Origin of the sequence: Streptomyces sp. SolWspMP-5a-2 (genome assembly GCF_900091845.1) — a bacterium.
Classification (GTDB): domain Bacteria; phylum Actinomycetota; class Actinomycetes; order Streptomycetales; family Streptomycetaceae; genus Streptomyces; species Streptomyces doudnae.
The window spans coordinates 1-15,133 of record NZ_FMCI01000104.1 but is presented as its reverse complement, the minus strand read 5'-3'; the positions used below and the strand labels follow the sequence as shown (position 1 = coordinate 15,133).

The 15,133-nt window shown below is 73.2% G+C and carries 12 protein-coding genes; 11 read left to right on the top strand and 1 reads right to left on the bottom strand.

Going from position 1 to position 15,133, the window contains the following annotated elements; genetic code table 11:
• Positions 1–444: 444 nt before the first annotated feature.
• Positions 445–981: an HNH endonuclease gene (locus GA0115242_RS09910; protein ID WP_093826704.1), complete on the bottom strand. Its 537-nt coding sequence runs from the start codon at positions 979–981 to the stop codon at positions 445–447.
• Between the two features lie 301 nt (positions 982–1,282).
• Between GA0115242_RS09910 and GA0115242_RS09905 the strand changes: the two genes are divergently transcribed.
• From GA0115242_RS09905 to GA0115242_RS09855, 11 genes are all read left to right on the top strand, one after another.
• Entirely contained in the window at positions 1,283–2,386 is a 1,104-nt protein-coding gene (locus GA0115242_RS09905) for a mechanosensitive ion channel family protein (protein WP_161353075.1), read from the top strand.
• Positions 2,387–2,616: 230 nt separating this feature from the next.
• Complete coding sequence (locus GA0115242_RS09900) at positions 2,617–3,831, top strand: ROK family transcriptional regulator (RefSeq protein WP_093826700.1); 1,215 nt, start codon at positions 2,617–2,619, stop codon at positions 3,829–3,831.
• A gap of 102 nt (positions 3,832–3,933) precedes the next feature.
• Positions 3,934–5,271 carry an ABC transporter substrate-binding protein gene (locus tag GA0115242_RS09895; protein ID WP_093826698.1) on the top strand — a complete coding sequence of 446 codons (1,338 nt, stop codon included), beginning with the start codon at positions 3,934–3,936 and terminating at the stop codon, positions 5,269–5,271.
• A gap of 7 nt (positions 5,272–5,278) precedes the next feature.
• The gene (locus GA0115242_RS09890) at positions 5,279–6,220 is read left to right on the top strand and encodes a carbohydrate ABC transporter permease (protein WP_093826696.1); all 942 of its coding nucleotides are present in this window, start codon (positions 5,279–5,281) and stop codon (positions 6,218–6,220) included.
• Between the two features lie 2 nt (positions 6,221–6,222).
• Entirely contained in the window at positions 6,223–7,128 is a 906-nt protein-coding gene (locus GA0115242_RS09885) for a carbohydrate ABC transporter permease (RefSeq protein WP_093826694.1), read from the top strand.
• 7 nt (positions 7,129–7,135) lie between these two features.
• On the top strand, positions 7,136–8,401 hold the full coding sequence (locus tag GA0115242_RS09880) for a 6-phospho-beta-glucosidase (RefSeq protein WP_093826692.1): 1,266 nt from the start codon (positions 7,136–7,138) through the stop codon (positions 8,399–8,401).
• Positions 8,392–9,390 carry an N-acetylglucosamine kinase gene (locus tag GA0115242_RS09875; RefSeq protein ID WP_093826690.1) on the top strand — a complete coding sequence of 333 codons (999 nt, stop codon included), beginning with the start codon at positions 8,392–8,394 and terminating at the stop codon, positions 9,388–9,390. The genes GA0115242_RS09880 and GA0115242_RS09875 overlap by 10 nt, the downstream gene beginning before the upstream one ends.
• Positions 9,391–9,745: 355 nt before the next feature.
• Positions 9,746–11,185, top strand: coding sequence for a hypothetical protein (locus GA0115242_RS09870; RefSeq protein WP_093826688.1), 1,440 nt, complete (start codon positions 9,746–9,748; stop codon positions 11,183–11,185).
• 89 nt (positions 11,186–11,274) lie between these two features.
• Positions 11,275–12,246 (top strand): glutamate ABC transporter substrate-binding protein, encoded by a 972-nt coding sequence (locus GA0115242_RS09865; RefSeq protein WP_093826749.1) that lies wholly within the window; start codon positions 11,275–11,277, stop codon positions 12,244–12,246.
• Positions 12,247–12,319: 73 nt separating this feature from the next.
• On the top strand, positions 12,320–13,624 hold the full coding sequence (locus tag GA0115242_RS09860; RefSeq protein WP_093826686.1) for a hypothetical protein: 1,305 nt from the start codon (positions 12,320–12,322) through the stop codon (positions 13,622–13,624).
• The coding region (locus GA0115242_RS09855) for a serine/threonine protein kinase (protein WP_161353072.1) at positions 13,621–15,133 on the top strand (1,513 nt) is incomplete at its 3' end. The genes GA0115242_RS09860 and GA0115242_RS09855, both read left to right, overlap by 4 nt.

Genomic DNA, 15,133 nt, shown 5'->3' with positions numbered 1-15,133 from the left:
CCCTACCCCGTGGGCGCCATGACAGACGTCGCGGGCGCGAGATCGTGCCTCTCGTCACATTCTGTTCGACACCAACCTATCCGGAGTCCAACAAAGAGGGCATTCGGTCCGGGCTGTTCCCCTGCGAGGCCCTGCTCGTGCCGGCGGTCGTGTACACCCTCACCGTCCGCGCCCGCCAGAGCACGCGCGGACGTGCTCGAAGACGCCGCCCGCCCGGCCCTCACCCCTCGCGCGCGGCAGCGCACGCCGGGCGCGCTCCCGCCACCCCGCGCACACACCCACCCCGCACCCCTGCCCGAGCCGCGCACGAGCCCACCCCGCGCACCACCCGCGCCGGACGCGGGCACGCCTCACCGACCCCCGACCCCAACCCGGCCCCGGACCGACCCCCGACCCCGGCCGGCCCGGCCCCGGCCCGGCCCCGGATGTGCGAAAGCCCGGGTCTCAGGCTGAGATGCCGTCGATCCGGGCCAGGGCGTCGTCCGCGCCGAACGGCTGCAAGTACGGCAGCCAGCGCGGGTCCCGATGTCCGGTCCCGATGATGCGCCAGGCCAGACCGGTGGGCGGAGCGGGTTTGTGGCGCAGCCGCCAGCCGATCTCGAAGAGGTGCCGGTCGGCCTTCACGTGGTTGCAGCGGCGGCAGGACGCCACCACGTTGTCCCAGACGTGCTGTCCCCCGCGGCTGCGCGGGATGACGTGGTCGACGCTGGTTGCGACGCCACCGCAGTACATGCACCGGCCGCCGTCCCGCGCGAAGAGCGCGCGGCGGGTGAGCGGAACGGGCCCCCGGTAGGGCACCCGCACGAATCGCTTGAGCCGGACCACGCTCGGTGCGGGGACGGTGACGGTCGCGCTGTGCATGAAGGCGCCGGACTCCTCCAGGCACACGGCCTTGTTCTCCAGGACGAGGATGAGCGCGCGGCGGAGCGGTACGACGCCGAGTGGCTCGTACGACGCGTTGAGGACCAGGACATGCGGCACGGATGCCTCCTTGGGCGTCGGCGGCACGTGGCTCGCGCCGGGACGATCTGCGTTCAGTCTCCCCTCATGCCTGGTCGAAGCGCCACCATCTGCCGGTAACGGGCTGGGAGTGTTTTCGACCACATCACGGGTGCCGCGCGTGCCCCGGGCCGCCCGGTCGCAGGTGAGCACCGTCTCTCCTTCCCGGCTCCGGACGGTCACCACACGATGCCCCGTTAGTGTGGTGCCCCTGCCCCGCGGTGACCTTTCCGTGACCTTGACCGCCTGCCGGGGGGCAGTGCCGTACCTGGAGGTACCCGCCGTGTCCTTGTCCGCCGTCCTGTCGACCGCCGGTTCGTCGCCGTCGCCCTCGCCGCCCCCCTCGGGGTCGACGGCGGGGACGGTCCCCACGTTCCAGGACGCTCAGGAGAGCGCGACGAACGCGGCGAGCTGGGTCGAGCAGAACTGGTCGACGTGGCTGGCGATCGGGCTGCAGATCCTGCTCATCGCGGTGGTCGCGGGCGTGCTCAGAGCGGTGGTCCGGCGGGCGATCACCAAGCTCATAGACAGGATGAACCGCACCGCGCAGGCCGTCGACGGGACGGCGCTCGGCGGGCTGCTGGTGAACGTGGAGCGGCGCAGGCAGCGCTCGCAGGCGATCGGCTCGGTGCTGCGCTCGGTGGCGTCGTTCCTGATCCTGGGCACCGCCGCGCTGATGATCATGAGCACCTTCAGGATCGACCTGGCTCCGCTGCTGGCGTCGGCCGGTGTGGCGGGCGTGGCGATCGGTTTCGGCGCCCGCAACCTCGTCACCGACTTCCTCTCGGGCGTCTTCATGATCCTGGAGGACCAGTACGGCGTCGGCGACACGATCGACGCGGGGGTGGCCTCGGGCGAGGTCATCGAGGTGGGGCTGCGGGTGACGAAGCTGCGCGGCGACCACGGGGAGATTTGGTACGTCCGCAACGGCGAGGTCAAGCGGATCGGCAACCTCTCGCAGGGCTGGGCGACGGCCGGTGTCGACGTGACCGTGCGCGCCTCGGAGGACCTGGACAAGGTGCGCAGGACGCTGGACGAGGTCGCCGAGCAGATGACCAAGGCGGAGCCCTGGAACGAGCTGCTGTGGGGCCCGATCGAGGTCCTCGGCCTGGACAGCGTGCTGCTGGACTCGATGGTCGTGCGGGTCACCGCGAAGACCATGCCGGGCAAGGCGCTGACCGTGGAGCGCGAGCTGCGCTGGCGGATCAAGCGGGCCTTCGACGCGGCCGACATCCGCATCGTGGGCGGCGCGACGGCCGCGGTGGAGGAGGACGAGGCGCCCGATCCGACGGCGGCGGTCGCGGCCCCCTCGGTGTACGCCAACGCCGCCTCGCCGCAGCACCAGGCGGCCACCCCGCTCACCCAGGCGCCCCCGGCCGGCAAGTAGGACCGCCGGGCCGCCCCGCCCTCACACCGCTCCGCCGCGCACCGCCCCCCAGGTAACGAACCGGTTGCCTCGGGGGCGGTCTCTCTTGACGCCTCCTCCGCCCCGGGCTTACGTTCCCTTCCAGCCAATAGGAAACTTTCCTAACAGTAGGTGGGAGGGGCACCCGGCGGGTGGACCCCGCTCCCGGGTACCTGAGAAGCTGAGCAGTCGAAAGGCAGGTGTCGACCCCCATGGCAGGAACCGCCGGCACGCCGGGCACCCCGCGCGTCCTGCGCGCCATGAACGACCGGGCCGCGCTGGACCTGCTGCTGGAGCACGGCCCGCTCTCCCGCACCCGGATCGGCAAGCTCACCGGCCTCTCCAAGCCGACCGCCTCCCAACTGCTGGCCCGCCTGGAGGCCGCGGGGCTGGTGCTGCAGACCGGCACCACCGAGGGCCGCCCCGGCCCCAACGCCCAGCTCTACGCGGTCGATCCGGGCGCCGCCCACGCGGCCGGCGTCGACGTCTCCCCGGAGCGGGTGCTGGCCGCCGTCGCCGACGTCACCGGCCGCACCGTCGGCCGCTTCGAACTGCCCACCCCGGGCCGCCGCCCCGACCGGCCGGTCGTCCAGCAGGTCACCGACGCGCTCGCCGGAGCCGTCAAGGCCGCCGGGCTCACCGGGGACGACGTGCACCGCCTGGTCATCGGCACCCCCGGCGCCTTCGACCCCACCACCGGCCGGCTGCGCTACGCCTCCCACCTGCCGGGCTGGCACGCGCCCAACCTCCTCGACGAACTCGCCGCCGCGCTGCCGATGCCGGTGGAGTACGAGAACGACGTCAACCTGGTCGCGGTGGCCGAGCAGCGGCTCGGCGCGGCCCGCGGCCACGCCGACTTCGTGCTGCTGTGGAACGAGGGCGGCCTCGGCGCCGCCCTGGTCCTCGGCGGACGGCTGCACCGGGGCTGGACCGGCGGCGCGGGCGAGGTCGGGTTCCTGCCGGTGCCCGGCGCGCCGCTGGTGCGCCAGGTCACCCGGGCCAACAGCGGCGGCTACCAGGAACTCGCGGGCTCCCAGGCGCTGCCCGCGCTCGCCCGCGAACTGGGCGTCGAGGACATCCCGTCGGGCCCGTACGCGCAGGTCGCCGCCGCCCTGGTGGCCCGCGCCGCCGCGACCGAGGGGGACGGCCCGCACCGGCGGCTCCTGGAGACCTACGCGACCCGCCTCGCCACCGGTCTCGCCTCGCTGGTCTCCGTCCTCGACCCCGAACTCGTCGTCCTCAGCGGCTCCGCGCTGACCGCGGGCGGCGAACCCCTGCGCGCCCTGGTCCAGGCCGAACTGGCCGAGCTGGCCGCCTCCCGGCCGCGTCTCGTCGTCGGCGAGGTACCCGAACACCCCGTGCTGCGCGGCGCGTTGGAGAGCGCGCTCGCCACCACCCGCGACGAGGTCTTCGACACCTCCCGCTGACCCGCCCCGCCCCCGACCCCGGCACCCCGTACCGCACGCACCTCCCGCACCTCCTGGCACCACCACCTCACTCGCCCCAGCCTGCCCTTGGGAGACCTCGCCATGCCCGGATTGTCACGGAAAGCGGCCGTCGCGCTCGCCGCCTCCGCCTCGCTCGCCCTCCTCGCCACCGCCTGCACCGGCCAGTCGGGCTCCGCGGGCGACGACGACGCGTCCCAGGAGACGACCCTCAACTTCTGGCACGCCTGGAGCGCGCCGAACGAGGTGAAGGCCGTGCGCACCCTGGTCGCGGGCTTCGAGAAGGCGCACCCCCAGATCCATGTGAACGTCGTCGGCAACATGACCGACGACAAGATCAACCAGGCGCTGCGCAGCGGCGGCGGCAAGGCGCCGGACGTGATCTCGTCGTTCACCACCAACAACGTCGGCAGGTTCTGCTCGTCGGGGGCCCTGGTCGACCTGGACCCGTTCTTCGAGAAGTCCGGCATCGACCCGCAGAAGACGTTCCCGAAGGCCATGAACGAGTACACCCGCTTCGACGGCAACCGCTGCACGGTGCCGCTGCTCGGGGACGCATACGGCCTCTACTACAACAAGACGGCGCTCGAGAAGGCGGGCATCACCAGCCCCCCGAAGACCTGGTCGCAGTTCGCCGAGGACGCCGAGAAGCTGACCGTCCGCGACGGGGACGGCTACCGGCAGCTCGGCTTCATGCCCGACTACCACGGCTGGGAGACCACCACCGAGCACTACTTCGCCCAGTTCTCACCGACCTACTTCGGCAAGGACGGCGCCTCCCGGCTCGCCACCGACCCCGCCTTCGAGGCGGGTTTCCGGATGCAGAAGGGGCTCGTCGACGACCTCGGCGGCTTCCGGCGGCTGGAGGACTACCGCGCCCGGCTGGGCGACGAGTGGGGCCCCAAGCACCCCTTCCACACCGGCCAGGTGGCGATGCAGCTGGACGGCGAGTGGCGGCTCGGCATGGCCCTGGAGGCGAAGCCGTCGTTCGAGATAGGCGTCGCCCCGCTGCCCGTCCCCGACGACCAGGCCGACCAGTACGGCAAGGGCTACATCACCGGCACCATCGCCGGGATCGCGTCCACCAGCCACAAGCGCAACGCGGCCTGGGAACTGGTGAAGTACATGACCACGGACACCGACGCGGTGGTCGGCTTCTCCAACGACCTGCACAACGTGCCCTCGACGCTGGCCGCCCTCAAGTCCCCGAAGCTGACGTACGACCCGCGCTTCAAGACGTTCCTGGACATCGCGGCCGACCCCCGCTCGACCACCTCGCCCGCCTCCGTCAACGGCGGCGTCTACCTGAGCACCGTCCAGCAGCTCGGCTACGACTACGAGAGCGGCAAGGTCACCGATCTGAAGGCGGCGCTGAAGAAGACCGCCGCGCAGATCGACACGGACATCGCGCAGGCGAGGTAGGCCCGCGATGAGCACTCCCACCCTGGCGTCGAAACGGCGCCGCTCGGCGCTGCGCACCGCAGCCTTCATGTCGCCGTGGCTGATCGGCTTCGCGGTGTTCTTCGCGTACCCGCTGCTGTCCACCGTGTACTTCTCGTTCATGCGCTACGACGGCTTCGCCCCGCCCGTCTGGAGCGGGACGAAGAACTGGGGCTACGTCTTCGCGCACTACCCCTACTTCTGGCCCGCGCTGCGCAACACCCTGTGGCTGGTCGTGGTGACGGTGACGCTGCGGGTGCTGTTCGGGCTCGGCGTCGGCCTGCTGATCACCAGGATCAGAACGGCGACGGGTGTCTTCCGCACCCTCTTCTACCTGCCCTACCTGGCGCCGCCGGTGGCCGCGACGATGGCGTTCGCCTTCCTCCTCAACCCCGGCACAGGACCCGTCAACTCGATCCTGGCCGACGTCGGCCTGCCCGCCCCGGGCTGGTTCAACGACCCCACCTGGTCCAAGCCCGCCCTCACCCTGCTCGCCCTGTGGGGCATCGGCGACCTGATGGTCATCTTCATGGCCGCGCTGCTCGACGTCCCCACCGAGCAGTACGAGGCCGCCGAGCTGGACGGTGCCTCCGCCCGGCAGCGGTTCCGGTACGTCACGCTCCCCAACATCGCGCCGATCGTGATGTTCGCGGTGGTCACCGGCGTCATCCAGGCCATGCAGTACTACACCCAGCCGCTGATCGCGGGGAAGGTCGCCTCCGGCGTGATCCAGGGCGCGGGCACCCAGTTCGAGCCCGGCTACCCGGACAAGTCCACACTCACCCTCCCCCAGCTCGTCTACAACCTCGGCTTCCAGCGCTTCGACTACGGCTCCGCGTGTGTCGTCGCCCTCGTCCTCTTCGCCCTGTCGATGGCGTTCACCGCGCTCCTCATGCGGCGCCGGGGCGGTCTCATCCAGGCAGGTGGCTGACCATGACGCGACTGCTCGACCCGCCGACGCGACGGAGCGGCGCCCCCGCCTCCCCCGCCTCCCCCGCCGAACGCACCGCCCGCCGCCGGGCGTTGCTGGAGTGGATCGCGGTGCACGCCCTCGGCATCGCTGCGGCCCTGTTCTTCACCCTGCCGTTCGTGTTCGTGCTCCTCACCTCGCTGATGGACGACGCCCAGGCACTCAGCCGCGACCTGGTCCCGCACACCTGGGAGTGGTCCAACTACCGCCGGGTCATGGACACTCCGGGCTTCCTCACCTGGTGGCGCAACACCCTCGTCTACGCGGGACTCGGCACGATCCTGACCGTCGTCTCGTCGATCCCGGTGGCCTACGCGCTCGCCAAGTTCCGCTTCCGGGGCCGCAATCTCTCGCTGATGCTGGTCATCTCGATGATGATGCTGCCGCCGCAGGTCGTCGTCATCCCGATGTACCTCTTCTGGGCGAAGCAGCTCGACCTGTCCGGCACCCTGTGGCCGCTGATCATCCCGATGGCGTTCGGCGACGCGTTCTCCATCTTCCTGCTGCGCCAGTTCCTGATGACCATCCCCGACGAGTATCTGGACGCCGCCCGCGTCGACGGCTGCGGCGACCTGCGCACCCTGCTGCGCGTGGTGCTGCCGATGGCCAGGCCCGGCATCGCGGCCGTCGCCCTCTTCCAGTTCTTCTACGCCTGGAACGACTACTTCGGCCCGCAGATCTACGCGTCCGAGAACCCGGGCGCCTGGACGCTCAGTTACGGCCTGGAGTCGTTCAAGGGAGCGCACCACACCGACTGGAACCTCACCATGGCCGCCACCGTTCTGGTCATGGCCCCCGTGATCCTCGTGTTCTTCTTCGCCCAGAAGGCGTTCGTCGAAGGTGTCACGCTCACCGGAGTGAAGGGTTAACCACTCGATGAAACTGACCGTGGTCGGCGGAGGCTCGACCTACACCCCCGAACTCGTGGACGGGTTCGCCCGGTTGCGGGACACCCTGCCCGTCGAGGAACTCGTGCTGGTCGACCCGGCCGCCGACCGTCTGGAGCTGGTCGGCGGGCTGGCCCGGCGGATCTTCGCCCGGCAGGGCCACCCGGGACGCGTCGTCACCACGTCCGACCTGGACGCAGGCGTCGAGGGCGCCGACGCGGTGCTGCTCCAGCTCCGCGTCGGCGGCCAGGCGGCCCGCCTGCGGGACGAGACCTGGCCGCTGGAGTGCGGCTGTGTCGGCCAGGAGACCACCGGCGCGGGCGGCCTCGCCAAGGCGCTGCGCACCGTCCCGGTCGTCCTGGACATCGCCGAACGGGTCCGCCGCGCCAACCCCGACGCCTGGATCATCGACTTCACCAACCCGGTCGGCATCGTCACCCGCGCCCTCCTGCGGGCCGGTCACAAGGCCGTCGGCCTGTGCAACGTGGCGATCGGCTTCCAGCGGAAGTTCGCCGCCCTCCTGGACGTCGCCCCGGCCGACATCCACCTCGACCACGTCGGGCTCAACCACCTCACCTGGGAGACCGGGGTACGGATCGGCGGACCCGACGGCGAGGACGTGCTGCCCCGGCTGCTGGCCGGGCACGGCGACGCGATCGCCGCCGACCTGCGGCTGCCGCGCCCCCTCCTGGACCGGCTCGGCGTCGTCCCCTCGTACTACCTGCGCTACTTCTACGCGCACGACGAGGTCGTGGACGAGCTGCGCACCAAGCCGTCGCGCGCCGCCGAAGTCGCGGAGATGGAGCGGCAGTTGCTGGAGATGTACGCCGACCCCGCGCTCGACGAGAAGCCGGAGCTGCTGGCCAGGCGCGGCGGCGCCTACTACTCGGAGGCCGCCGTGGACCTGGCCGCCGCGCTGCTCGGCGGGGGCGGCAGCCCGCACCAGGTGGTCAACACCCTCAACCGGGGCACCCTGCCCTTCCTGCCCGCCGACGCCGTCGTCGAGGTGCAGGCCGCGGTCGGGCCCGAGGGCGCGGTGCCGCTGCCGGTGCGGCCGGTCGACCCGCTCCACGCGGGGCTGACGGCCCACGTCACCGCCTACGAGGACCTGGCCCTCGACGCGGCCCTGCGCGGCGGCCGTGACCGGGTGTCCAAGGCGCTGCTCGCCCACCCGCTGATCGGCCGGTACTCGACCGCCGAGCGGCTGACCGACCGACTGATCGCACACAACCGGGAGCACCTCGCGTGGGCCTGACCGCACGTGTCCTCGCCGTCGACGCGGGCAACAGCAAGACCGACGTCGCGGTGGTGGCGGGCGACGGCACCGTCCTGGCCACCGCCCGCGGCGGCGGGTTCCGCCCGCAGGCCGTGGGGGTGGGCTCCGCGGTGGACGCCGTCGCCGAAGCGGTGGAGCGGGCCTTCGCCGCCGCCGGGGTGAGCGCCGTCGACCAGGTCTCCGCCTGCCTCGCCAACGCCGACTTCCCGGTGGAGGAGGAACGGCTGGCCGCCGCGCTGGACGCGCGCGGCTGGGGCGGCGCCGTCGAGGTCCGCAACGACACCTTCGCGCTCCTGCGGGCCGGGGTCCCCGAGCCGCGCGGGGTCGCCGTGGTGTGCGGCGCGGGCATCAACTGCGTCGGCATGCGCCCGGACGGCCGCACCGCGCGGTTCCCCGCCATCGGCCGCATCTCCGGTGACTGGGGCGGCGGTTGGGGCCTCGCCGAGGAGGCCCTCTGGTACGCGGCCCGCGCCGAGGACGGCCGCGGCGAGGCGACGGAGCTGGCCCGCGCCCTGCCCGCGCACTTCGGGCACCCCACCATGCTGGCCCTCATCGAGGCCCTGCACCTGGAGCACATCGCCCACGCCCGCCGCTACGAACTGACCCCGGTCCTGTTCGCGACGGCGGCGGGCGGCGACCCGGTCGCCCGCGCGATCGTGGACCGGCTGGCGCGGGAGGTGGTCGCCATGGCCACCGTCGCCCTCACCCGCCTCGACCTGCTCGCCGAGGAGACCCCGGTGCTGCTCGGCGGCGGGGTCCTCGCCGCACGGCATCCACAACTCGACGACGGGATCAGGGAGTTGCTGGCGGCGAAGGCGCCGAAGGCGGTCGCGCGGGTGGTGGTGGCGAGCCCGGTCCTGGGCGCGGCCCTGCTGGGCCTGGACGCGATCGGGGCGGACCGGGAGGCGCAGGAGAGGCTGCGCGGTTTCTTCACCACCCGCCCGCCGACACCCTCGCCCGGCGACTGACCCCCGGCACGGGGGGGCGGGTCGGTTCGACGCGAACGAAGGCCCGGCGGCACGGGCGGAGGCCCAGCGGCACGGGCGGAGGCCCGGCGGCACGGGCGGAGGCCCGGCGGCACGGGCGGCCCCGGAGAACCGTCCGCCCACCCCGCCCCGCACACCCGGCGGCCCCGGGAACGTCCCCCCGCACCCCCGCCCCCGCCGCGCGCCCCCCGTCAGGAACCAACCGGATTCTCCTGGCGTATACATGGGCAGGGGTGACGCGGGACCACGGTCCCGGCAAGATCCAGCCGGGAGCGGTGCGGATGTCGGCCCCGGCAGCGATACTTGCGGCGACGGAGGACCACGGGGGAGGTCGAGAGTGACGTACACGCCGAGAAGCAGCGGCGCACCGCCGGCCACCGGGGTGCCCCCCGTACCGGCCGTCCCGCCGCAGCAGGGCCGTCCGTCGCCCGCCGTGCCGGACGGACCGCCCGCCCCGCCGCGCCGCACGGCGTTCGCCGAGGGCGCCGACCGGCTGCGCGCGGCGGCCACCACCGAGCCCGGCAGGCTGCGGGTCATCGGCGCCCTGCTGGCCGCGCTGGTCGTGGCCTTCGGCGCGGTCACCGCCTGGCAGTTGACGGACCGCGCGACCGCCGCCGACGACGTCCTGCACAGCAGCCAGCCGCTCAGCTCCGACGCGGCCGACATCTACCGCAGCCTCGCGGACGCCAACACGGCCGCCACCAGCGGATATCTGGCCGGGCTCCAGGAGAAGCCGCAGACGCGCCAGCGGTACGAGGACGACATCCGCACGGCCGCGTCGAAACTCGTCACCGCCGCCGCCAACTCCGACCCCGGCTCCGCGTCGGCGAAGCTCATCGCCCGGCTGAACGACCTGCTGCCGGTGTACAAGGGCCTGGTCGAGACGGCCCGCGCCAACAACCGGCAGGGCTACCCGGTCGGCGGCGCCTACCTGCGCACCGCCGACGACACCATGCAGCAGCAGATGCTGCCGTCGGCCGAGCGCCTCTACCAGAACGAGAACGGGCGGCTGCGCTCCGACTACGCGGACGCGAAGTCGTTCCCCTGGCTCGCCGTCCTGCTGGGCCTGGCCGCGCTCGCCGCGCTGGCCTGGGCGCAGCGGCGCGTCTACCTGCGCACCAACCGGGTCTTCAACCACGGCCTGGTCACCGCCTCGGTCACCACCGCGGTGGTGCTGCTGTGGCTGGTCGTCGGGCACACCGTCGCCCGCGCGGGGCTGGACAGCTCCTACGACCACGGGGTGCGCTCCCTGGACGTCCTGCACGACGCCCGGATCGCGTCCCTGACCGCCCGCAGCGACGAGAACCTGGTGCTGGTCAGCCGGGGCGCGGAGACCACGAAGGTCGGCGGCGAGGTCGTGGACGCCTTCGACGCGGGCTACGACAAGGAGATCGACCGGCTGGCCGCGTCCCTGGCGAAGGCCGGGGACCTCGCCGACGACGAGGCGGGCCGCGCGCCGGTCGCCGCCGCGGGCACCGCCATGAAGCAGTGGCGGCAGCGGCACGCGCTGGCCCGCGCGGACAACGACTCCGGCAACTACCAGGCGGCCAGGGACCGGGTCATCGGCGCCTCGGACGAGCCGACGAGCGTCTGCTTCGACAGCGTCGACAAGGCGCTCAGGACGGCGCTCGCGCACGAGCAGGACGACTTCAGGCGCGCCGCGCGCGACGGCCGGGGCGCGCTGACCGGCCTCCCGGCGGGCGCCGCGGTCCTCGCGGTGCTCGGCGCGGCGGGCGCGGTGCTCGGCATCGGACGCAGGCTGTCGGAGTACCGGTGAACGAGGTGGAAGGGGGCGTGTCGGTGAACGCACGGCATCTGCGGGCCAGGCTCCGCTCCAGCCTGCGCGGATGGGGCGGGGTGGGCGCGATGGCGGCGCTGTGCGCGCTGGCGGTCGTCTGCGCGCTGCTGCTGCCCCTGACCCAGCCGCCGGGCCCCGACGGCGCGGACGGCGGCTCCCCGCTCACCCGGGGCGTCCAGACGCGCGCCGAGGACTGCCACCCGCAGGACCAGAGCCTTAACCCGGCAGGCGGCGGCAAGACGCCGACCCTGGACGCCATCAAGGACCGCAAGGACCGGCGGCTGATCGTGGGCGTCGACCAGAACAGCTACCGCTGGGGCTACCTCGACCCGAACAACGAGAGCGGCGCCCTGGAGGGCTTCGACATCGATCTGGTGCACCGGATAGCGCAGGACCTGCTCGGCGACCCGGACGCGGTCCAGTTCAAGGCCATCCCCACCAGCCGCCGGATCGAGGCGGTGCAGAGCGGCGAGGTCGACATGGTCGTGCGCACCATGACCATCTCCTGCGAGCGCCTGCGCGACGTCGCGTTCTCGGCGCCCTACTTCCGGACGGGCCAGCAGGTCCTCGCGCCCAAGGCCGCGTCGATCACCGGGTACGGCTCCCCGCTGGCCGGCAAGCGGATCTGCTCGGCGGACGGCTCCACCGCGCACGACCGGCTGACCGCCGACCGCGCCTCGGGGGTGCTGCCCTCCTCCGCCGACATCCGCACGACCGTCCCCAACCAGCTCGACTGCCTGGTGAAGCTCCAGCTCGGCGAGGTCGACGCGGTCGTCACGGACGGCGCGCTCGCCGCCAGCCAGGCCGCCCAGGACCCCACGGTGGAGCTGAAGGGCGGCCTGTTCACCGACGAGTACTACGGCGTGGCGATGAAGCGCGGCGCCGACGACCTGGTGCGCCAGGTCAACCGGACCCTGCGCGACTACCTCAAGGACCCCGACGGCTGGCGGGCGTCCTACACCAGGTGGCTGCACCCGACGATGGACCAGGGCGGCCGGAAGTCGGCGTCGGCGACCCCGCCCACCGCGCACTACAGGTGACGGGACCCCGTTCCGCGGGCAGGGGAAGAGACCGGACGGACAGCGCAGGACCGACAGCAGCGAGAGGTGATCGATGGGCGTCACGGACCCCGCCGGGCCGGTGATGGACCGGGACGAGGTGGACCGTGCGCTGGCGCGGCTCGGCGCGGAGCACGAGGCGATCGAGACGTCCCTGCTCGCCCTCCAGGACCACGCGGGCCGCAGACTCCTCGAAGGCGCCGAGCTGACCGGGGTCACCAAGGAGCGCTGGGCGGTCACGGACACCGCGATCACCCTGCTGTGGGCGTACTTCGACACGTACACCGCCGCCCTGCGCTCGGCCCGCGAGATCAGGGGCCGCCGCCGCTGGTCGAGCCGCGAGGACCTGGTGGAGCTGACGGAGCTGCTGCGCGGCGAGTCGGTCACCGTCGCCGGTTCCACCACCGGCTCCCCGGCCCGGCTCAGCGAGCGGTTCTCGCTGGAGTCCCTGGTGGACCGGATGAACGACCTGTACGCGGCGGGCCTCGACCTGGTGGTCGCCGCGGACGCGGTCTGGTCGGCGCTGCCCGCCCGGATCGATCTGCTCGCCGCCGAGCTGCGGCGCACCCGCACCCTCGCCCACTCGGTGGGCGTCCGCCCCGGCGAGCACCCCGCGGGCGACGACCTGGAGCGCATCACCCGCACCCTGACGGACCTGCGCGAGCGGGTGGTGTCGGACCCGCTGGCGTACTGGACGGCCAGGGCCGGGAGTTCGGCGCCGGGCGGCGGGCGGCCCGACACCACGGTGTACGACCGCGAGGCGCGCGCCCTGGAGGAGGTGCGGCGGGAGATCGACGCCGTGCTGACCGTGCGGCAGGACGCCGAGCAGCGGCTGGTGCGGCTGCGGGACGTGCTCAGCCGCGCCGACCGCACGCTCGCCGAGGCGCGGACCGCGCGCGGCGAGGTGCTGGCGAAGATAGCGGCCACCGAGGTGCCGGTGGTCGGGGGTCCGCCGACCGTGCTCCAGGAGCAGTTGGCGGCGGCGTCCGAGTACCGCAGGCACGGCCAGTGGCACCGTCTGTCGCCGCTCCTGGAGTCGCTGGAACAGCAGGCGGAGGACGAACTGCTGCGGGCGCGGGCGTCGTTGACGGAGGTGACGGCGCCGCTCGCGGTCCGCGCCGAGCTGCGCGGGCGGCTCGACGCGTACCGGGCGAAGGTGACCCGGCACGGGCTGGCCGAGGACCCGTTCCTGATCGAGCGGTACGACGCGGCCCGCCGGATGTTGTGGAGCGCCCCCTGCGATCTGCGGGTGGCGGAGCAGGCGGTCCTGCGCTACCAGCGGGCGGCGGCGGAGCTCCTCGGCGGCCCGGGGGCGCCCGGCCGGGGCGGCGAGGGCAACGGTAGGGGGGAGACGTCATGAGCCAGGCAGGTCAGCCCTGTCAGCGGCCCGACTGCGAGGGCGCCTACGAGGACGTCGGCGGCGGTGAACTGTACTGCGACACCTGCGGGTTGGCGCCCGTGGTGTCCGCGACCGGCATGGTCGGCTCACCGCCCACCGGTATGACGGTGGGTGCCAGGGGCTCCGGCAGCGCGAGCACCCGCACCGGCTCGGGGACGTCGTCGCGGACGTCGCAGTCGTCGAAGTCCCGGCGCTCGGTGTCGGGGCGGCTCTCCCGCTCGCTCTCCGGGCGCTCCACCGGCCGGTCGGTGTCGGTGCGCAGTTCGGGTTCGGGGACGAGCACCGGTTCGCGGGGGCGGCTCGGCGCCGGTCTGGTCGAGGTGCCGGACGTGCCGCGCCCGGACCCGCGCGCGATGGTCCTGGCCGACCCGGAGGTGCCCGAGCGCAAGCGGTTCTGCTCGCGCTCCGACTGCGCGGCCCCGGTGGGGCGTTCGCGCGGCGGCAACGCGGGGCGCACGGAGGGGTTCTGCACCAAGTGCGGCCACCCGTACTCGTTCGTGCCGAAGCTGGCGTCCGGCGACGTGGTGCACGGCCAGTACGAGGTGGCGGGCTGTCTGGCGCACGGCGGCCTCGGCTGGGTCTACCTCGCCGTCGACCGGGCCGTCTCGGACCGCTGGGTGGTCCTCAAGGGCCTGCTGGACACCGGCGACCAGGACGCGATGGAGGCGGCGATCTCCGAGCGGCGCTTCCTCGCCGAGATCGAGCACGCCAACATCGTGCGGATCTACAACTTCGTCGAGCACCTCGACCAGCGCACCGGCTCCCTCGACGGGTACATCGTCATGGAGTACGTGGGCGGCAAGTCGCTGAAGGAGATCGCCAACTCCCGCCGCACGGAGGCGGGACGGCGCGATCCGCTGCCGGTGGAGCAGGCGTGCGCGTACGGCATCGAGGCGCTGGAGGCGCTCGGGCACCTGCACAGCCGCAACCTGCTGTACTGCGACTTCAAGGTCGACAACGCGATACAGACCGAGGACCAGCTCAAGCTGATCGACATGGGCGCGGTGCGCCGCATGGACGACGACATGTCGGCGATCTACGGCACGGTCGGCTACCAGGCGCCCGAGGTGGCCGAGGTGGGCCCGTCGGTCGCCTCCGACCTGTACACGGTGGCGCGCACGCTGGCCGTCCTGACCTTCGACTTCCAGGGCTACACCAACGTCTTCGCGGACTCGCTGCCCGACCCGGAGCACATCGAGGTGTTCCGGCGCTACGAGTCGTTCTACCGGCTCCTGGTGCGGGCCACCGACCCCGATCCGGCGCGGCGGTTCGCCTCCGCGCAGGAGATGGGCGAGCAGTTGACGGGCGTGCTGCGGGAGGTCGTCTCGCTCCAGACGGGCCGGGCCAGGCCCGCCCTCTCCACGCTGTTCGGGCCCGAGACGCGGGTGACGGACACCGAGCTGTTCCCGGAGCCGGAGGGTGACGTGTCGCGGCTGGGGGCCCGCGCCGCCCGTGTCCCCCGGGCCCGCC